Origin of the sequence: Propionicimonas paludicola (assembly GCF_002563675.1) — a bacterium.
Taxonomy (GTDB): Bacteria; Actinomycetota; Actinomycetes; order Propionibacteriales; family Propionibacteriaceae; genus Propionicimonas; species Propionicimonas paludicola.
Window position 1 is genome coordinate 1,449,086 of record NZ_PDJC01000001.1, and the last position, 17,582, is coordinate 1,466,667.

A 17,582-nucleotide genomic window follows, 5' to 3' on the forward strand; every position below is an offset into this window, starting at 1 on the left:
CTGCTCATCTGGGCCGGTCACATGGCCGTCCGGGCCGCGACTTGGCAAGATGGGCTCATGGTTGACAGCCGCGCCGGACTCCTTGCCGGACCACAAGATCTGATCGATGTCGATGCTCTGATCGGGGCCTACTACGACCTGGTGCCCGACCCGGCCAATCCCGATCAGCAGGTCGTCTTCGGAACCTCCGGGCACCGCGGCTCCAGCCTGGACGCCGCCTTCAACGACGCTCACATCGCGGCCACCACCCAGGCCATCGTGGAGTACCGGGCCGCCCAGGGCATCACCGGCCCGCTGTTCATCGGCAAGGACACCCACGCCCTGTCCGAGCCGGCCTGGAGGACCGCCATCGAGGTGCTGCACGCCAACGGCGTTGCGATCCGCGCCGAGCGGGACCAGGACTACACCCCGACCCCGGCGGTGTCCCGGGCCATCATCGTCTACAACAAGACCCACGAGGGTCCGCGCGCCGACGGCATCGTGGTGACCCCCTCGCACAACCCGCCCCGCGACGGTGGCTTCAAGTACAACCCGCCGCACGGCGGCCCGGCCGACACCGACGCCACCGGATGGATCGCCGCCCGGGCCAATCAGCTGCTCGCCAACCCGTCCGCCATCGCCCGGACGCCGTATGCCCGCGCCGCCGCTGACGTCGTCCGGGAGGACTATCTGGGTGCCTACTGCGAGGACCTGCGCAATGCCATCGAGCTGGACGCCATCGCCGCGGCCGGCGTCCGGATCGGCGCCGATCCGCTGGGTGGGGCCTCGGTCCAGTACTGGGGCTATATCGCCGAGCGGCTGGGCATCGACCTGACAGTGATCAACCCCACGGTCGATCCGACCTGGCGGTTCATGACCCTGGACTGGGACGCCAAGATCCGGATGGACTGCTCCTCGCCCTATGCCATGGCCAGCCTGATCGCCAACCGGGACCGGTTCGACATCTCCACCGGCAATGATGCCGACTCCGACCGGCACGGCATCGTCACCCCGGACGCCGGCCTGATGAACCCCAACGCCTACCTGGCGGTGGCGATCGGCTACCTGTACCGCAACCGTCCGCACTGGCGCGCGGACGCCGCCATCGGCAAGACCCTGGTCTCCTCGTCCCTGATCGACAAGGTGGCCGCCGACCTGGGCCGCCGGCTGGTGGAGGTGCCGGTCGGCTTCAAGTGGTTCGTCCCCGGGCTGATCAGCGGCGAGCTCGGCTTCGGCGGCGAGGAGTCAGCCGGGGCGTCCTTCCTGGCCAAGGACGGCTCCACCTGGACCACCGACAAGGACGGCATCCTGCTGGCCCTGCTGGCCTCTGAGATCATTGCGGTCACCGGGAAGACCCCCAGCCAGCACTACGCCGAGCTGGAAGCCCGGTTCGGAGCGTCCAGCTACGCCCGGATCGATGCCCCCGCCACCCGCGAGCAGAAGGCCAAGCTGGCCAAGCTGAACGCCTCGGACGTGGCTGCCACCACCCTGGCCGGTGAGCCGATCACCGCCACCTTGACTCATGCCCCCGGTAACGGAGCCGCCATCGGCGGTCTGAAGGTGACCACCGCCTCGGCGTGGTTCGCCGCACGTCCATCGGGGACGGAGAATGTGTACAAGATCTACGCCGAATCGCTGCTCGGCCCCGCCCACCTGGCACAGGTTCAGGACGAGGCCAAACAGGTGGTCGACGCAGTTCTGGTCTGACCAACTGTGAGAGGCTGAAGGTATGAACAACGACGATCTCTTCATCTGCATCGACCACGTCGGGCTTGCCGTGCCCGACCTGGACGAGGCGATCAAGTTCCACACCGAGGTGATGGGCTGGCGCGTGCTGCACCGCGAGACCAACGAGGAGCAGGGTGTCGAGGAGGCGATGATCGGAACCGGTGATCAGCTGGCCGAGAACGCCCAGATCCAGCTGCTGGCTCCGCTCAACGAGAACTCCACCATCGCCAAGTTCCTGGCCAAGAACGGTCCGGGCATGCAGCAGCTGTGCTACCGCGTGGCCGACATCGACGCGGTCTCGGCGAAGCTGCGCGAGCGTGGCGTCCGGCTGCTCTACCCGGAGCCGAAGACCGGCACCGGCGGCGCCCGGATCAACTTCGCGCACCCGAAGGACACCGGCGGCGTCCTGCTGGAAATCACCCAGCCGGTCGCAGGTCACTAAGAACTGAGATTGGCACTGGCCCGGCACTGTCTTTGGCGGTCCGGGCCAGTAGCATTTGCAGTCGAATGTGAAAGGGATCACAACAGTGAGCAATGACGAGACCACCACCGGTCTGGACCTTTTCGACGAGACCGCATCCGCGGTCGGCAACTTCCCTGCAGCACTGCGCGGCTACGACAAGGGCGCCGTTGATGCCTACGTCCGGGATGTTGAGGCCCAGCTGGCCAAGGCGAAGGCGCAACTGCGCCAACAGCACAAGCAAATCACCACGGCGACCGCCAATGCCGAGAACACCGATTTCTCAAAGCTCGGGTCGCACGCCAGGGGGATGCTGCGTGCCGCCGAGTCTCAAGCCGAAGAGCTCATTGCCACTGCCCAGGCACAAGCAAACCAGCTCCTCGGAGATGCCAAGAAGCAGGCCGAAAAGCTGACCAGCGAGACCCGGCTGCAGCTGGACGCCTCGCGGGACGCGTCCACCGAAGAACTGGCCGCACTGCGTAAGCGACTCAGCGAGCAGACGGCCACCGAGCTCAGCGAAGCCAAGGACGAGGCCGGCATGATCCGCGCCGCCGCCCAGCGCGAGGCCGAGCAGATCATCGCCGAAGCGCAGAGCAAGGCCGCCCTGGTGGGCGAGCAGGCCGCAGCCGCCGCACAGGCCCGTCAGGCCGAGGTGGAGCGGCTCGCCGCCGAGCAGGCCGCCAAGACCCAGGCCGAGAAGGAAGCCGCCCTGGCCGCCCTCAAGCAGGCCCAGGACGCCGCCTCGGCGCAACTGGACGGGATCGTGGCCACCGCCCGCGCCCAGGCCGAGGAGTACCAGGCCAAGATCACCTCCGACTCGGTGACCTGGAGCCAGCGGCGCCAGGCGGCGATCGACGAGGCGGCCAATATCGTGGCCGCCGCCAAGACGCAGGCCGACAACATCGTGGCCACCGCGAACAACAAGGCCAAGGCGATTCACACTGCCGCGGTCGAGGCGGCCGAAGCCAAGCGGAACGAGATCGAGGCCCGGGTGCAGCTGCTCAAGGGACGCCAGCGGGCGATCCTCGGCCAGCTGGGCGAGCTCTCCGCGCTGGCTGGCAAGAGCATGGTCGAGTACGCCGATGACGAGGAGCCGCAGGGCTCGGCGTCCGCAGGCACTCCGGCCACCCCGGCCAGCCCGGCCGAGGCGCAGCCGGAGCCGCCGGCCGTCGCCACCGACGCTGAGGCGACCCCCGCGTCATGACCAACGCTGAGGGGCAGCCGCAGGCGATTCCTCCCGTCCCCCCGCAGGGTCCGATCCCGGCGAGTTCGGCGAGGACGCCCTCGGCTGCTCCCGGCGCCAGTCGGAGTTGGCTGCGGCGCTGGCGGCGAATCACCCAGCCGACGCCGCCGGACTTCCCCGGCGCCATGGGTGGGGAACCGGAGCAGCGGATCTCGCTGCTCAACCGGAACCCCATTCGGCTCGGTTTCGAGGTCACCATCGGCGTCCTGGCTGCGATCGGCGTGGTCAACCTGGTCGTCGGGGTCCATTCGGTGGTGATCCTGATCTGTCTGGCCTTCGCCATCGCGCTCGGGCTGAACCCGATGGTCAGCTGGTTGCACAACCACGGCTTGCGCCGCGGCTTGGCGGTGCTGATCGTCGCGCTCGTGCTGCTGATCATCCTCGCTCTGGCCGGGTGGGCGCTCTTCCCGCTGGTCAGCGATCAGGTGTCCACCCTGATGACCCAGGCACCGTCATTGCTGCAGAACCTGCGACAGAACCCGCAGATCGCCGCCCTGGACGCCCAGTTCGGGCTGATTTCGAAGGCGATCAGCTTCCTGACCTCCGGCGACCTGATCAGCGGGCTGTTCGGCGGCCTGGTCGGCGCCGGGCAAGCCCTGGCGAACACCGTGTTCTCGGTGACGATCACCGTCGTGCTCACCTTGTACTTCCTGACCGCGCTGCCGTCGATCAAGGACGTCATCTACCAGTTGGCGCCCGCATCGCGGCGTCCGCGAGTGCGCTACCTGGCCAACGAGATGTTCAAGCGGGTTGGTGGGTATGTCTCCGGGCTGTTCACGGTGGTCGCGATCGCCATGGCCGTCGCCTTCACCTTCTTGAACATCATCGGGCTCTCCCAGTACGCGCTGGCACTCGCCGTTGTGGTCGGCCTGTTCGCCTTCGTTCCGCTGGTGGGTCCCACGATTTCGACGGTGATCATCTCGATCGTGGCCTTTGCGTCGAACCCCACGACCGGCCTGATCACGTTGATCTTCTTCCTCTGCTACCAGCAGTTCGACGCGTACTTCATCCAGCCCCGGGTCTTCGCCAAGTCGGTACAGATCCCCGGCATCCTGGTGATGCTGGCTGCCATCTCCGGCGGCTTGTTGCTGGGCATCGTAGGCGCGATCCTCGCGGTGCCGACCATGGCCGCACTGCTCCTGCTCTACCGAGAGGTGCTGGTCCCCCACCTGGACCGCAGCTGAGGCCTAGAACAGCCGCTCGTCGGCGTTGTCGAGACCGCGCAGCCCGTCGTAGTCCAGCAGGACGCAGTCGATCCCGCGGGTGCCGGCCAGGGTGCGAGCCTGCGGCTTGATCTGCTGCGCGGCGAACACTCCCCGCACCGGGTGCAGCAGCGGGTCGGCGTTCATCAGTTCGAGGTAGCGGGTGAGTTGCTCGACCCCGTCGATCTCGCCCCTCCGCTTCACCTCGACGGCCACGTAGCGACCGGTCGCGTCCCGATAGAGCAGGTCGACCGGACCGATCGGGGTCTGGTGCTCGCGGGTGACCAGTGTCCAGCCGGGCCCGAAGGTCTCCGGGTTCGCGGCGAGTAGTTGCTGCAGGTGGGCCTCGACCCCGTCCTTCTGCAGCCCCGGATCGACTCCCAACTCATGGTTCGAGTCGTGCACCACTTCGCCGATCGAGATCAGCAGCCGGTCGCCGTCCTTGTTGCGGACCTCCCAGAGCTCGCTGAGCTCGGTTGGCAGCCCCTCGGCCAGCTCACTGGTGGCCGGGTCGTGCACCGTTAGCGTGCACGGCGCGCTCATCCAGTTCAGCGGCTTGTAGGCACGATCATCGGCATGCACCGAGACCGAGCCGTCCGACTTCACCATGATCAGCCGCAACGCCATCGGCAAATGAGCGGACAATCGTCCGGCGTAGTCGACCTGACATCGGGCAATCAACAAGCGCACCGGAACAACTTACCCTGACCATCGACTTGCCTGAGCGCGGAGCTTGGCATAGGACTTCTCTATGGCCAAGCGACCCTCCAAGCACTTGCGGCCGGCTCGGCCCCTGTCCAGCGGCGCTTTCGCCCGGCTGGAGCACAAGGCCGACGGCGACTGGATGGTGCAGACAATGCCGTCCGACGCGGCCGACAAGACCTACCTGTGCCCGGGCTGCAACCAGCAGCTCCCGCCGGGCACCGCGCATCTGGTGTCCTGGCCGCGGGAGCCGAGCCTGGGCTTCACCTCGGCCGTGGAAGAACGCCGGCACTGGCACACCGCCTGCTGGGCTCGGCGGCGCTGATGACGACGATCTACACCGAGCTGGTGGGCAGCGGACGCCCACGCTTCGCGATCCTGCCGGGCCTGTTCGGACGCGGCCGCAACTGGTCGAGCATCGCCGCCGCGCTGGCTGAGCAGGGCTACCCCACCGTCTTGTTCGATCTGCCCAACCACGGACGCAGCGGCTGGACCGACACCTTCAGCTACCCCGCGCTGGCCGACCAGGTGGCCGAGGAGATAGAGCTGCGACTCGGCTCGGCCGCGCGGCTGATCCTGGTCGGGCACTCCCTGGGCGGCAAGGTGGCCATGCTCACCGCGCTGCGGCATCCGGGCCTGGTGGCCGGCCTCGGCGTGGCGGACATCGCTCCGGCAGTCTCCGACCAGGTGAGCAGCTTTGCCCCCTTGGTCGCGGCTATGCGCGGCCTCGACCTGACCCGGCTGGAGTCGCGCACCGAGGCCGATCAGTTGCTGGCCGCCAGCATCTCCGACGACGCCAGCCGCGGTCTGCTGCTGCAGAACCTGCGCCGGCGCGGCGGCTGGCACTGGCAGCTCAACCTCGACCTGCTCGGCTCGTCCCTGGACGCCATCGCCGACTGGCCCGACCCCGGGCCGGTCAGCTACCCGGGCCCGACGCTGTGGCTGACCGGTGAACGGTCCCGCTACTGCCGTCCCGAGCACCTGCCGACCATGCGGCGACTCTTCCCTGCCGTCGAGCAGGTCGTCATCCCCGGGGCCGGGCACTGGGTGCACGCCGACAACCCGGACGCCGTGATCGGCGCCCTGGTCCGGCTGGCCGAGCTCAGCGAGGCGTAATCGCCTCGATCACGGCCGGCGCCTTCGGCTTCCCGCCACCGGCGCTGCCGAAGGAGTTGTCCTGGCCGGCCTTGGCGATCTTCTCGACCACCTTCAGCCCGGCGGCGTCCACCTTGCCGAACACCGTGTAGCTGGGCGGCAGCGACGAGTCGGCGTACACGATGAAGAACTGCGAACCGTTGGTGTTCGGGCCGGCATTGGCCATGGCCAACGTGCCTGCGCCATAGGTTTCGTCACCGGTCAGCTCATCGGGGAACTGGTAGCCGGGGCCACCCGATCCGGTTCCGGTCGGATCGCCACACTGCAGAACGAAGATCCCCGAGTCGACCAGGCGGTGGCAGGACGTGCCGTTGAAGTAGCCCTGGGCGGCCAGGGACACGAAGGAGTTGGTCGTGCACGGCGTCCGCACTCGATCCAGAGTCAGGCCGACCGCGGACCCGCTGAGGGTCATCGTCAGATCGACGCTGCCGGTGTTCGCCACCCCGCTGGTCGGGGGCAGCTTCACCTTGCCGGCGGCGTCCCCTCCGGCGGCGTACTGGCAGCTCACACCCGGCGCTGCGGCCGCGGAACTGGCGCTCGGCTGGGGCGTTGCGGTGATCGGCGCCACACAGCCGGTCAGGGCGAAGGCGACAGTGGTTGCGGTGATGATCCAGGCTTTGTTCACCCTGACACTGTGCCAGGTATGAGCGTTTGACAGCGCCAACGGCGCGGTGTTGATTGGACGCCATGGTCAAACTCACCAAGATCTATACCCGGACCGGAGATGCCGGCACCACCCGGCTGGCCGACCTGTCCGAGGCGAGCAAGACCGACCTGCGGGTCGAGGCCTATGGCCAGGTGGACGAGGCCAACTGCCTGCTCGGCCTGGCCGCGACCCAGCCCGACCTGCCGCCCGCCGTGGCGGCGGTGATCGCGCATCTGCAGAACGAGCTGTTCGACGCCGGCGCCGACCTGGCCACTCCGTTGACCGACAACCCGCCGTATCCGCAGCTGCGGGTGATTCAGGAGTACATCGACCGGCTCGAGGGCTGGTGCGATGAGTTCGGGGATCCGCTGCCGCCGCTGCAGTCGTTCATCCTGCCCGGCGGCGGCCCGGCCGCGTCCTGGCTGCAGCTGGCCCGCGCCGTGGTACGCCGTGCCGAGCGGACGGCCTGGCGGGCCGCAGAGGTACACGGCATCGGCCAGGAGGGCGGGGTCAACCCGCTGGCCATCACCTACCTGAACCGGCTATCGGACTTGCTGTTCATCCTGGGCCGCATCGTCGGCCAGGCCTCCGGTGAGGTGCTCTGGATCCCCGGCAAGGACCGCGAGGTCCTCGACCCGCGCGGACGCCGCCAGCGCGAGAAGATCAGCGGTAGCGAGCCCCCGGAGGAGCCGACTCCAGCCAGCTGAGCAGGCCGGTCAGCGAGGCCACCGACATGGCCATCTCCCAGCTGCGTCCGTCGGACAGCTCCATGGTGAGAATGCGCTGGTCGTCGTAGAGCAGCACCGATTCGATCGGGTCCGGATCCCGCTGCACTCCGGCCCGGGAGATCGATCGCGGGAAGATCACCTTCGGCCGCAGCGCCACCGAGAACGCCCGGAACCACTCCAGGTTGTCCCCGCTGTAGCGGGCCACCCCGAGCGCCCAGCCGGCGCCGGGTCCCTTGCTGGACAGCCGCAGGCTGCAGTCGAACAGTCCGCCTTGGCGAGACAGCCAGCGACGGCGTCCACCCAGGTAGAGCACCGGCAGGAGAAGCGCCACGACGACGATCAGGGCGACGGTTTCCGCCAATCCGAACCAGTCCATCGTCGCGAGTTCCCCGGCTCAGTTCTCGCGGGCCATTCGAGCCGCCCGTACCTGGGCCTGGGCTCGCAGGTAGTGGTGGCGGGTCTCTTCATCGAGTTCACCGGCGTTGATCCGCTTCTCGGCGGCGGCCAGTTCGTGCTCGGCAGCCACCAGATCGATCTCCTCGGCGATCTTCGCGAACTGACTGAGCAGAGAGACCCGGTTGTCGGCCACCGAGACGAAGCCGCCATCGATGGCCACCACTTCGCGGGTGTCGGCCGTACTGAGCACCTCAGCCGCACACGGCACCAAGGAGGCCAGCAGCGGCTCGTGGTTGGGCAGAATGCCGATGTCGCCCTCGCTGGTCCGGACGATCACGCTACGCGCATCGCCCTCCCAGACGATTCCGGTCGAGGACACCACCTCGACGCGCAGGACATCGACCACGTCAGCCTTCCTTCTGGATGCGGTCCCAGTTCGCCAGAACCATATCCATCCCACCGACATTGAAGAAGGCCTGCTCGGCGATGTGGTCGGCCTCGCCGTCGCAGATCATCTTGAACGACTCGATGGTGTCGGCCAGCGGGACCGTAGATCCGGGCACGTTGGTGAACTTCTCGGCCATGTAGGTGTTCTGGCTCAGGAACTGCTGGAGCCGGCGGGCCCGGGCCACGATGATCTTGTCCTCTTCGCTCAGCTCGTCGACGCCGAGGATGGCGATGATGTCCTGCAGCTCCTTGTTGCGCTGCAGGATCTGCTTCACCCGGGTGGCGGTGTTGTAGTGCTCCTTGCCGATGAACTGCGGGTCCATGATCCGCGAGGAGCTGGACAGCGGATCCACGGCCGGGTACAGACCGCGGGAGGCGATCTCACGGGAGAGCTCGGTGGTGGCGTCCAGGTGGGCGAAGGTGGTGGCCGGGGCCGGGTCGGTGTAGTCGTCGGCCGGGACGTAGATGGCCTGCATCGAGGTGATCGAGTGACCCTTGGTTGAGGTGATCCGCTCCTGCAGCTGGCCCATCTCGTCGGCCAGGTTCGGCTGGTAGCCCACCGCGGACGGCATCCGGCCGAGCAGGGTGGACACCTCGGAGCCGGCCTGGGTGAACCGGAAGATGTTGTCGATGAACAGCAGCACGTCCTGGTTCTGGACGTCCCGGAAGTACTCGGCCATGGTCAGCGCCGACAGCGCCACCCGAAGCCGGGTGCCCGGCGGCTCGTCCATCTGACCGAAGACCAGGGCGGTGTCCTTCATGACGCCGGCCTCGATCATCTCGTGGATCAGGTCGTTGCCCTCACGGGTGCGCTCACCGACACCGGCGAACACCGAGGTGCCACCGAAGTTGTGGGCGATCCGGTAGATCATTTCCTGGATCAGCACGGTCTTGCCGACGCCGGCACCGCCGAACAGGCCGATCTTTCCGCCCTTGACGTACGGGGTCAGCAGGTCGAGCACCTTGATGCCGGTCTCGAGCATCTCGGTCCTCGGCTCCAGCGCGTCGAAGGCCGGCGGGTCGCGGTGGATCGGCCAGCGCTCAGTGACGGTGATCTTGTCGAGATCCTCGTTCAGGCACTCCCCGGTCACATTCCAGACCCGGCCCTTGGTGACATCGCCCACCGGCACCGAGATCGGCGCGCCGGTGTCGACCACGGTGGCGCCGCGGCGCATACCGTCGGTCGGCTTCAGCGAGATGGCCCGGACGGTGTTGTCACCGACCTGCAGAGCAACCTCGGCGGTGATGGTGTGGACGCCCTCGCTGGACTCGATGTCGATCAGGAGCGCGTTGTGGATGGCCGGAATCTGATCGGCGGCGAACTCGACGTCCACCACCGGTCCGATCACCCGTACCACCCGTCCGGCGGCCGCGGCTGCTGCGGTGGTCTTGTCGGTCTGGGTCACAGTCATCGCTATTGCCTGCCTAGTCGTTCTCGACGGATTCGGCCAGCGCGCTCGCGCCGCCGACGATCTCGGTGATTTCCTGGGTGATCTCGGCCTGACGGGCCTGGTTGGCCTGCCGAGTGAGTCGTTCGATCAGCTGCTGCGCGTTATCGGTGGCCGACTTCATGGCCTTCTGCTGGCTGGCCAGCTGGGAGGCCGCCGACTGCAGCAGGTAGAACCAGATTCGGCTGCGGATGTAGAGCGGCAGCAGCGAATCGAGCACGGTGTTGGGGTCGGGTTCGAACTCGTAGAGCGGCACGGCCTCGGCCTCGCCGACCTCGTGGACGCCTTCGACGACCTCCAGCGGGAGCACCCGGCGCACTCGCGGCACCTGGGAGAGCATCGACTCCATCCGGGTGTAGACCGCCCAGATCTCGTCCACACCGCCCTCTTCGGTCGGGCGCAGGAAGTCGGCCAGCAGCCGGTCGGAGATCTCCACGGCCCGGTCGTAGGTGGGCGAGTCGGAGAAACCGTCCCAGGACGCCTCGATCGGGAGCTGGCGGTAGTTGAGGAAGCCGATCCCCTTGCGTCCCACCACGTAGCGGACGATCTCCTTGCCCTCTTCGGTGAGCCGCTGCCGAATCTGGGCCACGGTCTTGATCACGTTCGAGGAGTAGGCGCCGTTCATGCCCCGGTCGGAGGTGATGAACAGCACCGCGACCCGCTTGGGGTTCTCCACCGAGCGGGTCAGCGGATGATCCTGATGGGAGTAGTTGGCCACCGCGGAGACCGCTCGGTTCAGCTCGCGGGTGTACGGCAGCGCCCGGGCGGCGGCCTGCTGCGCCTTGATGATCCGCGAGGACGCGATGAGTTCCATCGCCCGGGTGATCTTCTTGGTCGCAGTGACCGACTTGCGGCGTTGTCGGAGCTCGCGAAGGCTGGTCGCCATCGATCAGCTCCGCTTCTTCTTCACCACGATCTGCTCGTGGCTGAGATCGGCGTCCTCGATGGCGTCGGCGGCCGGATCGCCCTCCACCAGCGAGTCGCCGGTCTTGCTCACCCACTGCGTGCGGAAAGCGGCCAGAGCGTCTTCGGCGGCCTGCTTGGTGTCATCGGTGAACTGGCCGGTCTCGGCGATCACCTCGAGCACCTTGGTGTTGTGCTTGAGGTAGGCCAGGTACTCCTGCTCGAAGGCGAGCACCTCGGCCACCGGAACGTTGTCGAACTTGCCGGTGGTGCCGGCCCACACGCTGACCACCTGATCGGCGACCGGGTAGGGGCTGTACTGCGGCTGGCGGAGCAGTTCGACCAGTCGGGCGCCACGATCGAGCTGGCGCCGGGAGGCGGCGTCCAGGTCGGAGGCGAACATGGCGAACGCTTCCATATCGCGGTACTGGGCCAGGCCGATCTTCAAGGTGCCGGCCACCGACTTCATGGCCTTCACCTGGGCGGCGCCGCCGACTCGGGAGACCGAGATGCCCACGTCGATGGCGGGACGCTGGTTGGCGTTGAACAGGTCCGACTGCAGGAAGATCTGGCCGTCGGTGATCGAGATCACGTTGGTCGGGATGTAGGCCGAGACGTCGTTGGCCTTGGTTTCGATGATCGGCAGGCCGGTCATCGAGCCACCGCCCAGCTCATCGGACAGCTTCGCGCAGCGCTCCAGCAGACGGCTGTGCAAGTAGAAGACGTCGCCGGGGTAAGCCTCGCGGCCCGGCGGACGGCGCAGCAGCAGCGACATCGAGCGGTAGGCCTCGGCCTGCTTGGTCAGGTCGTCGAAGATGATCAGGACGTGCTTGCCGCCATACATCCAGTGCTGACCGATGGCCGAGCCGGTGTACGGCGCGATGTACTTGTAGCCGGCCGGGTCCGAAGCCGGCGAGTGCACGATGGTGGTGTACTCCATGGCGCCGGCCTCTTCGAGCACGGTGTGCAGCGAGGCGATGGTGGAGCCCTTCTGACCGATGGCCACGTAGATGCAGCGCACCTGTTTCTTCGGGTCGCCGGTGGCCCAGTTCGCCTTCTGGTTGATGATCGTGTCGATGGCGATGGCGGTCTTGCCGGTCTTGCGGTCGCCGATGATCAGCTGACGCTGGCCGCGACCGATCGGGGTCATCGAGTCGATGGCCTTGATTCCGGTCTGCAGCGGCTCGTTCACGCTCTGCCGATCCATCACGCCGGCCGCCTGCAGCTCCAGTGCCCGGTGCTCGGTGATGTCCTTGATCTCGCCCAGACCGTCGATCGGGTTGCCCATGGCGTCCACCACGCGGCCCAGGTAGCCGTCGCCCACCGGGACGGCCAGCACCTCGCCGGTCCGCTTGACCACGGAGCCCTCTTCGATGCCGTCGGAGTCGCCCAGCACCACGACGCCGATCTCGCGGACGTCCAGGTTCAGCGCGATGCCCAAGGTGCCGTCGGAGAACTCCAGCAGCTCGTTGGCCATGGCCGAGGGCAGCCCCTCGACCCGAGCGATGCCGTCACCGGAAGTCACCACGGTGCCGACCTCGTCCGTGGCCGCAACGTCGGGGTGGAACTCCGACACGAACTTGTCCAGCGCGTCCCGGATCTCCTCGGGGCTGATGGTCAGTTCCGCCATTTGGTTACCTTCTGCTTTCGGTCTCTACTTGGTCAGATGTTGTGCGGCAGCGGCGAGCCGGCTGACCAGGGTTCCTTCGATCACCTGGTCACCCACCTGGACTCGAGCTCCGCCAATCACGTTCGGGTCGATGACGACCTGGAGGTTCACCTGCCGGCCGAGCTGGCGCACCAGCACCGCGGCCAGCCGGTCGTGCTGTTCCTGGGTGAGCGGACGGGCCACCGTCACCGTTGCGATCGAGCGCTGGCGGGCCTGGGCAGCCAGCGCCAGCACCTCATCGATGCCGAAGGCGAAGGTGCCTTCGTCGGCCGGGACGGCCTGCTCGGCCAGGGCCAAGGTGATCGGATCGACCTTGGCCGACACCAGCTCGGCCACCAGCCGACGGCGCGCCGCCACCGGCGTGCTGTGATCGTCCAGGGCCTTGCGCAGCTCGTGGCTGGCCACGGCGGTCCGGCCCAGGCGGAACAGCTCCTCCTCGACCCGGTCCAGCCGTCCGTCCTGCTGGGAAAGGCCGAGCAGAACTCGCAGCGCCTGGCGGCGCAGCACCTGGATCAGCCGTCCGCCGCTGCCCCACTTCAGGGCTGCTGCTTGGCCGACCACGGTCAGCGTGCCGGCGCTGAGCTTGCCGCCCAGCACCGCCTCGACAAGATCCCGGCGCCGCTGATCCGCAGTCGTCGGGTCAGAGAGGGCATTGCGCAATCGCGGCTCGCCGGCCAGCAGGTCGGCCACCTCCAACAGCTCCGCGGCCAGGGTCGTGGTCAGTTCGGCCGCGTCCACGCAGCGATCCAACTCCGACTGCCTGGCCAGGGTGGCTGTGTTCATGCACTCACCTCGGGCTGGGACTCCAGTTCGGCGATGAACCGGTCAACGGTGCGCTGAGCACGCTCTTCGGACTCCAGCGACTCCCCCACGATCCGGCCGGCCAGTTCGGTGGCCAGCCCGCCGATCTCGGAACGAAGCTGGTGCATGGCGGCGATCCGCTCGGCCTCGATGGCGGCCTTGGCACTAGCCAGCATCCGCTCGGAGTCGGCCTGCGCCTGCTGCCGGATCTCGGCGGCGATGGCAGCGGCCTGAGCCTTGGCCTCTTCGCGGATGTGACCCGCCTCGGCCCGGGCACCGGACAGCTGCTCGGTGTAGCTGGCCAGAGCGGCGGCAGCCTCTTTCTGCGCGGCTTCGGCCTTCTCGATACCACCGGCGATCTCAGCGGTGCGCTCTGCGTAGGTGGCCTCGAACATCGGGACCACCTTCTTCGCCGCAACGAACCAGATGATGCCGAACAGGACGATTCCAGCCAACAGCTCCGGCAGAGCCGGCAGCAAGACGGCGATTCCGCCTCCGGAATCGGATTCCAGTGGAGTCAGCAGCGGCAACATGCCGACCGGCCTCACTGAATAACGAAGGCGAGGGCGATGCCGATGATGGCCAGCGCCTCGACCACGGCAAAGCCGATCCAGGCGGTGCTCAGCATCGCGCCGCGGGCCTCAGGCTGGCGGGCAGTGCCGTTGATCACCGAGGAGAAGATCCAGGCGACGCCGAGGCCCGGGCCGAGCGTGGCCAGGCCGTAGCCGATCATGTTCAGCGAACCGTTGAGGACGGCTTCCAGAGGCAGCATTTGCGCTTTCCTTTCGGTGGTTTACAAGCGTGGTCAGTGTTCCTCGGCGACTGCAGAGGAGACGTATTGGGCGGTCAGGACGGTGAAGATATAGGCCTGCAGGAAGCCTACGAAAAGCTCCAGGGCGAAGATGGCGAAGCTGAAGAGCACCGATACCCCACCGGCTGCCATCAGGCCGAGCTGGCCCGACTCGAGCAGGAGGGTGCCACCCAGGATGAAGACCAGGATCACCAGATGTCCGGCGAACAGGTTGGCGAACAGACGCAGGGCCAGCGTGACCGGGCGGACGATGAAGTTCGACAGGAACTCCAGGGGAATGATCAGCGGCCACAGCAGCACCGGGACGCCCTCGGGCAGCGTGGCCTTACGCAGGTAGGTGAACAGCCCGTACTTGTAGATGCCGGCGCCGTTGTAGAGGATCCACGAGCACAGCGCCAGGCCCCAGACGTAGCCGATCTTGGAGAACGTCGGGAACATGAACAGGAAGAACTCGCCGAAGAGGTTGTTCACCAGGATGAAGCTGAACAGGGCGAGCAGATAGGGCAGGAACTTGCGGTACTCGTGGCCGAGGATGTCCCGGGCGATGCTGTTGCGGACCAGGTTGTAGGCGAGCTCGCCGAGGAACTGCCGCTTGCCCGGCACCACCTTGTGGCCGCGCGACATCCACATCCAAAAGCCGATCACCAAAGCGGCAGCAATCACGGCCTGCACCAAGTGGTTGTTCACCCAGAACCAGGCCGGACCCCATTCGGGGAAGAGCGGTTTGGAGTCGAAGCTGTGCACCCCGGGCGGGAAGCCCTCTAGTGGGATCAGCAGTCCGATCATCGCGGACACCGAACCTCCTGTCTGCTCGATCAAACCGAACGTCCATACCGCACAATGACCAGGTAGATCCCGGCCACCGCGCCGAGAATCAGACCCACTGGTAGCAGCCAGGACGTGTGCAGCCAGCTATCGAGGAGCCAACCCAGCCCTCCGTAGCAGAGCAGACCCGAAATCAGCAGACTCACTGCCCGGATCCCGGCGTCCATGCCGCTGCGCTCGTCCATGGTTTACCTGACTCTAGCAGCCAGTGCCGGGGGCTTTTACCACCGGCCAAGCCACCTCTCACCGAGGGTCAGCAGGTGGATCGAAGCTCGGGATTCGCAGCCGAGTGAAGACGAAGATCTCCACCGCCAGCCACCCGATCACGACTGCGATCGCCGTGATGGCGATCGCCATCGGATCCAGCCCGACAAGGCGCCCGTTCGCGGCCTGCGCCGCCGCCAGCAGCAGGCCCAATCCGGCCGCCCGGAGCACATAGGACGTCATCGAGGCGGCGAACACGACCTTGGGATCCGCATCGGCCACCACCACCTGGATCCCCTGGCCGATGGTGAAGAAAAGGACTGTGACTAGGCCGGATAGCACCGACCACAGAGCGCCGTAGAAGCCGTGCAGCACCCCGAAGACCACTGCGGAGGCGAGCAGAGCCAGGTGTCCACCGATCAGCCCGGCCCGCAACAGCCGGGCCGCTCTGGACTGCAGCACGCTGGCTCGGCGCGCCACTCGGTCAGGTCTTGGCATCGCCGGATCGACGGGGTCGCCGCCCCCAGGTGAGCAGCGCGGCCAGGGCGATCCCGATCAGGACGCCCACATAGGTCAGCGGAAGCGGGAACAAGCCAATAAGCACAACTCCGTAGGCGACCACGGCCGACCAGAGCCAGAGCAGGGCCACTGCCCCCCGGTGACTGTGGCCGAGGTTGAGCATCCGGTGGTGGAGATGCTGCTTGTCAGCCTGATACCAGAGCTTCCCGGCCAGGGTCCTGCGGACGTAGGCCATCACCAGGTCCAGGAAGGGCAACGCCATCACCGCCAGCGGCAGCAGCAGCGGCAGATAGGCCGCCGCAGTGTTGGCGCCGAAGGCGGTCAGCCGGGACGGGTCGAGCTGGCCGGTCAGGCTGATCATCGAGGTGACCAGCAGGAAGCCGAGCAGCATCGAGCCGGAGTCGCCCATGAACATCCGGGCCTTGTGCAGGTTGTAGGGCAGGAAGCCCAGGCAGATGCCCACGGTGGCCACAGTGACCAGGCTGGCCGTGGTGGCTCGGACGAGTTCCTGATCCCAGGCCAGCAGGTAGGCGTAGGCGAAGAAGGCGCCGGCACCGATGGCCACCACACCGGCGGCCAGGCCGTCCAGACCGTCGATCAGGTTGATGGCGTTCACGGCGATGAAGATCAGCACCACGGTGACCACGATCGAGCTGCCGTCATCGAGCGAGATGATGGCGTCCGGCAGCGGGATCCAGAACACCTTCACCCCGTTGGCCACAGCGATGCCGGCGGCCAACAGCTGCCCGGCGATCTTGGCCAGGGCGTTCAGCTCGAACAGGTCGTCCAGGACGCCGACCGCACAGATCACTCCCCCGGCCAGCAGGACCACGCCGGCGTCATGGGTGACCGCGGCGAAGCCGCCCAGCCAGGGCAGCTTGGTGGCCACCAGGAAGGCGGCCGCCAGTCCGAACCACATCGAGATACCGCCGAAGTACGGCACCGGACGGGTGTGCACATCGCGATCCCGGACCGCTGCCACCGCGTTGAACCGGAAGGCCAACCGACGAGCCAACCCACTGAGCAAGTAGGTGACTGCCGCGGCGACCAGCGCCACCAGGAGGTAGACGCGCATGCTCAGCCCTCGGTCAGGCCGGGGAGATGCTGAGCCAAGGCCTCGGCGCTGATCCGGCCAGCTCGCAAGATGGTGGGCTGGCCGGTGAGATCTACGATCGTGGACGGCACCGGGCCGCTGGCCGGGCCACCGTCGAGGTAAACCGCCACCGAGTCCCCCAGCTGTTCGATGGCCTCGGCGATGGAGGCCGCCGCCGGGTTGCCGGTGGTGTTGGCGCTACTCACGGCCAGCGGGCCGGTGGCCCGCAGCAGCTCGCGAGTGAAGTCATGGTCGGGCACCCGGACCGCGATGGTGTCGCCCAGGTCGCCCAGGTCCAGGCCAAGCTCCGGCTGGAGCGGAAGGATCAGGGTCAGCGGGCCCGGCCAGAACGCGTCGGCCACGGCGAGCACCTCGTCGGCCAGCTCGTCGGTCAGCGACCGCAGCACGCTGGCATCGGCGATCAGTACCGGCGGCGGCATGTCGCGACCCCGTCCCTTCGCCTCGAGCAATCCGCGAACCGCGTCGGCGGAGAAGGCATCAGCACCGATTCCGTAGACCGTGTCGGTCGGCAGCACGATGCACTCACCGTCGCGCACCGCGTCCACTGCGGCCTGGATTGCGGCTTCGGGATCGGTGCGAATGTCGAGGGTCTCGGACATAGG

The 17,582-nt window shown here is 67.4% G+C and carries 21 protein-coding genes and 1 pseudogene; 7 read left to right on the plus strand and 15 right to left on the minus strand.

The features are described 5' to 3' along the window. The first annotated feature begins 57 nt into the window (after window positions 1-57). The 4 genes from pgm to ATK74_RS06665 all read left to right on the plus strand — a co-directional run bounded on the left by pgm (window position 58) and on the right by ATK74_RS06665 (window position 4,594). Window positions 58-1,686, plus strand: a complete 1,629-nt coding sequence (pgm, locus tag ATK74_RS06650) for a phosphoglucomutase (alpha-D-glucose-1,6-bisphosphate-dependent) (RefSeq protein WP_098460301.1) — start codon at window positions 58-60, stop codon at window positions 1,684-1,686. A gap of 22 nt (window positions 1,687-1,708) precedes the next feature. Beyond that, on the plus strand, window positions 1,709-2,149 hold the full coding sequence (gene mce, locus ATK74_RS06655; RefSeq protein WP_098460302.1) for a methylmalonyl-CoA epimerase: 441 nt from the start codon (window positions 1,709-1,711) through the stop codon (window positions 2,147-2,149). An 85-nt stretch (window positions 2,150-2,234) separates the two neighbouring features. Beyond that, on the plus strand, window positions 2,235-3,371 hold the full coding sequence (locus ATK74_RS06660) for a DivIVA domain-containing protein (RefSeq protein WP_169923765.1): 1,137 nt from the start codon (window positions 2,235-2,237) through the stop codon (window positions 3,369-3,371). Beyond that, window positions 3,368-4,594 (plus strand): AI-2E family transporter, encoded by a 1,227-nt coding sequence (locus ATK74_RS06665; RefSeq protein WP_098460304.1) that lies wholly within the window; start codon window positions 3,368-3,370, stop codon window positions 4,592-4,594. Before ATK74_RS06660 ends, ATK74_RS06665 begins: the two co-directional genes overlap by 4 nt. 3 nt (window positions 4,595-4,597) lie before the next feature. Here the strand turns inward: ATK74_RS06665 and nucS are convergent, their stop codons facing one another. Then, window positions 4,598-5,302, minus strand: a complete 705-nt coding sequence (gene nucS, locus ATK74_RS06670) for an endonuclease NucS (protein WP_098460305.1) — start codon at window positions 5,300-5,302, stop codon at window positions 4,598-4,600. A gap of 61 nt (window positions 5,303-5,363) precedes the next feature. Between nucS and ATK74_RS06675 the strand changes: the two genes are divergently transcribed. Further along, window positions 5,364-5,639: a hypothetical protein gene (locus tag ATK74_RS06675; RefSeq protein ID WP_098460306.1), complete on the plus strand. Its 276-nt coding sequence runs from the start codon at window positions 5,364-5,366 to the stop codon at window positions 5,637-5,639. Then, window positions 5,639-6,430 carry an alpha/beta fold hydrolase gene (locus ATK74_RS06680; RefSeq protein WP_098460307.1) on the plus strand — a complete coding sequence of 264 codons (792 nt, stop codon included), beginning with the start codon at window positions 5,639-5,641 and terminating at the stop codon, window positions 6,428-6,430. The genes ATK74_RS06675 and ATK74_RS06680 overlap by 1 nt, the downstream gene beginning before the upstream one ends. Here ATK74_RS06680 and ATK74_RS06685 read toward each other — a convergent pair. Further along, entirely contained in the window at window positions 6,417-7,094 is a 678-nt protein-coding gene (locus tag ATK74_RS06685) for a peptidylprolyl isomerase (protein WP_245840794.1), read from the minus strand. The genes ATK74_RS06680 and ATK74_RS06685 overlap by 14 nt on opposite strands. Window positions 7,095-7,156: 62 nt before the next feature. On the opposite strand from ATK74_RS06685, the gene ATK74_RS06690 reads away from it, so the two are divergent. Continuing rightward, window positions 7,157-7,822 (plus strand): cob(I)yrinic acid a,c-diamide adenosyltransferase, encoded by a 666-nt coding sequence (locus ATK74_RS06690; protein WP_098460308.1) that lies wholly within the window; start codon window positions 7,157-7,159, stop codon window positions 7,820-7,822. On the opposite strand, the gene ATK74_RS06695 is transcribed toward ATK74_RS06690, so the two are convergent. The 13 genes and pseudogenes from ATK74_RS06695 to ATK74_RS06755 form a co-directional block, all read right to left on the minus strand. Then, a complete protein-coding gene (locus ATK74_RS06695) occupies window positions 7,779-8,219 on the minus strand; it encodes a DUF2550 domain-containing protein (protein ID WP_098460309.1) in 441 nt (146 codons plus the stop codon). The genes ATK74_RS06690 and ATK74_RS06695 overlap by 44 nt on opposite strands. An 18-nt stretch (window positions 8,220-8,237) precedes the next feature. After that, on the minus strand, window positions 8,238-8,645 hold the full coding sequence (atpC, locus tag ATK74_RS06700; RefSeq protein ID WP_098460310.1) for an ATP synthase F1 subunit epsilon: 408 nt from the start codon (window positions 8,643-8,645) through the stop codon (window positions 8,238-8,240). A 1-nt stretch (window position 8,646) separates the two neighbouring features. Continuing rightward, entirely contained in the window at window positions 8,647-10,098 is a 1,452-nt protein-coding gene (gene atpD / locus ATK74_RS06705; RefSeq protein WP_098460311.1) for a F0F1 ATP synthase subunit beta, read from the minus strand. Between the two features lie 13 nt (window positions 10,099-10,111). After that, entirely contained in the window at window positions 10,112-11,020 is a 909-nt protein-coding gene (locus ATK74_RS06710; RefSeq protein WP_098460312.1) for a F0F1 ATP synthase subunit gamma, read from the minus strand. Between the two features lie 158 nt (window positions 11,021-11,178). Continuing rightward, window positions 11,179-12,667 (minus strand): annotated as a pseudogene (gene atpA, locus ATK74_RS06715) (F0F1 ATP synthase subunit alpha); the annotation flags it as partial. Window positions 12,668-12,691: 24 nt separating this feature from the next. Beyond that, window positions 12,692-13,489, minus strand: coding sequence for a F0F1 ATP synthase subunit delta (locus ATK74_RS06720; RefSeq protein WP_098460314.1), 798 nt, complete (start codon window positions 13,487-13,489; stop codon window positions 12,692-12,694). Beyond that, window positions 13,486-14,028: a F0F1 ATP synthase subunit B gene (locus tag ATK74_RS06725; protein WP_425440111.1), complete on the minus strand. Its 543-nt coding sequence runs from the start codon at window positions 14,026-14,028 to the stop codon at window positions 13,486-13,488. The genes ATK74_RS06720 and ATK74_RS06725 overlap by 4 nt, the downstream gene beginning before the upstream one ends. A 23-nt stretch (window positions 14,029-14,051) precedes the next feature. Next, window positions 14,052-14,279 carry an ATP synthase F0 subunit C gene (atpE, locus tag ATK74_RS06730; RefSeq protein ID WP_098460316.1) on the minus strand — a complete coding sequence of 76 codons (228 nt, stop codon included), beginning with the start codon at window positions 14,277-14,279 and terminating at the stop codon, window positions 14,052-14,054. Window positions 14,280-14,312: 33 nt separating this feature from the next. Next, the gene (atpB, locus tag ATK74_RS06735; RefSeq protein WP_098462087.1) at window positions 14,313-15,104 is read right to left on the minus strand and encodes a F0F1 ATP synthase subunit A; all 792 of its coding nucleotides are present in this window, start codon (window positions 15,102-15,104) and stop codon (window positions 14,313-14,315) included. A 29-nt stretch (window positions 15,105-15,133) separates the two neighbouring features. Beyond that, window positions 15,134-15,328: an AtpZ/AtpI family protein gene (locus ATK74_RS06740; RefSeq protein WP_098460317.1), complete on the minus strand. Its 195-nt coding sequence runs from the start codon at window positions 15,326-15,328 to the stop codon at window positions 15,134-15,136. Between the two features lie 58 nt (window positions 15,329-15,386). Beyond that, complete coding sequence (locus ATK74_RS06745) at window positions 15,387-15,845, minus strand: hypothetical protein (protein ID WP_143483582.1); 459 nt, start codon at window positions 15,843-15,845, stop codon at window positions 15,387-15,389. Then, the gene (locus ATK74_RS06750; protein ID WP_098460319.1) at window positions 15,832-16,941 is read right to left on the minus strand and encodes an MraY family glycosyltransferase; all 1,110 of its coding nucleotides are present in this window, start codon (window positions 16,939-16,941) and stop codon (window positions 15,832-15,834) included. The genes ATK74_RS06745 and ATK74_RS06750 overlap by 14 nt, the downstream gene beginning before the upstream one ends. A 2-nt stretch (window positions 16,942-16,943) precedes the next feature. After that, complete coding sequence (locus ATK74_RS06755; RefSeq protein ID WP_098460320.1) at window positions 16,944-17,579, minus strand: L-threonylcarbamoyladenylate synthase; 636 nt, start codon at window positions 17,577-17,579, stop codon at window positions 16,944-16,946. Window positions 17,580-17,582: the final 3 nt, after the last annotated feature.

Bases quoted from the DNA above. Each gene is read 5' to 3' on its own strand.
- mce (WP_098460302.1), top strand. From the start codon at position 1,709: ATGAACAACGACGATCTCTTCATCTGCATCGACCACGTCGGGCTTGCC.
- pgm (WP_098460301.1), top strand. From the start codon at position 58: ATGGTTGACAGCCGCGCCGGACTCCTTGCCGGACCACAAGATCTGATC.
- atpB (WP_098462087.1), bottom strand. From the start codon at position 15,104: ATGATCGGACTGCTGATCCCACTAGAGGGCTTCCCGCCCGGGGTGCAC.
- ATK74_RS06720 (WP_098460314.1), bottom strand. From the start codon at position 13,489: ATGAACACAGCCACCCTGGCCAGGCAGTCGGAGTTGGATCGCTGCGTG.
- ATK74_RS06690 (WP_098460308.1), top strand. From the start codon at position 7,157: ATGGTCAAACTCACCAAGATCTATACCCGGACCGGAGATGCCGGCACC.
- atpE (WP_098460316.1), bottom strand. From the start codon at position 14,279: ATGCTGCCTCTGGAAGCCGTCCTCAACGGTTCGCTGAACATGATCGGC.
- ATK74_RS06680 (WP_098460307.1), top strand. From the start codon at position 5,639: ATGACGACGATCTACACCGAGCTGGTGGGCAGCGGACGCCCACGCTTC.
- ATK74_RS06695 (WP_098460309.1), bottom strand. From the start codon at position 8,219: ATGGACTGGTTCGGATTGGCGGAAACCGTCGCCCTGATCGTCGTCGTG.
- ATK74_RS06740 (WP_098460317.1), bottom strand. From the start codon at position 15,328: ATGGACGAGCGCAGCGGCATGGACGCCGGGATCCGGGCAGTGAGTCTG.
- ATK74_RS06755 (WP_098460320.1), bottom strand. From the start codon at position 17,579: ATGTCCGAGACCCTCGACATTCGCACCGATCCCGAAGCCGCAATCCAG.
- ATK74_RS06745 (WP_143483582.1), bottom strand. From the start codon at position 15,845: ATGCCAAGACCTGACCGAGTGGCGCGCCGAGCCAGCGTGCTGCAGTCC.
- ATK74_RS06665 (WP_098460304.1), top strand. From the start codon at position 3,368: ATGACCAACGCTGAGGGGCAGCCGCAGGCGATTCCTCCCGTCCCCCCG.
- ATK74_RS06675 (WP_098460306.1), top strand. From the start codon at position 5,364: ATGGCCAAGCGACCCTCCAAGCACTTGCGGCCGGCTCGGCCCCTGTCC.
- atpD (WP_098460311.1), bottom strand. From the start codon at position 10,098: ATGACTGTGACCCAGACCGACAAGACCACCGCAGCAGCCGCGGCCGCC.
- ATK74_RS06710 (WP_098460312.1), bottom strand. From the start codon at position 11,020: ATGGCGACCAGCCTTCGCGAGCTCCGACAACGCCGCAAGTCGGTCACT.
- ATK74_RS06750 (WP_098460319.1), bottom strand. From the start codon at position 16,941: ATGCGCGTCTACCTCCTGGTGGCGCTGGTCGCCGCGGCAGTCACCTAC.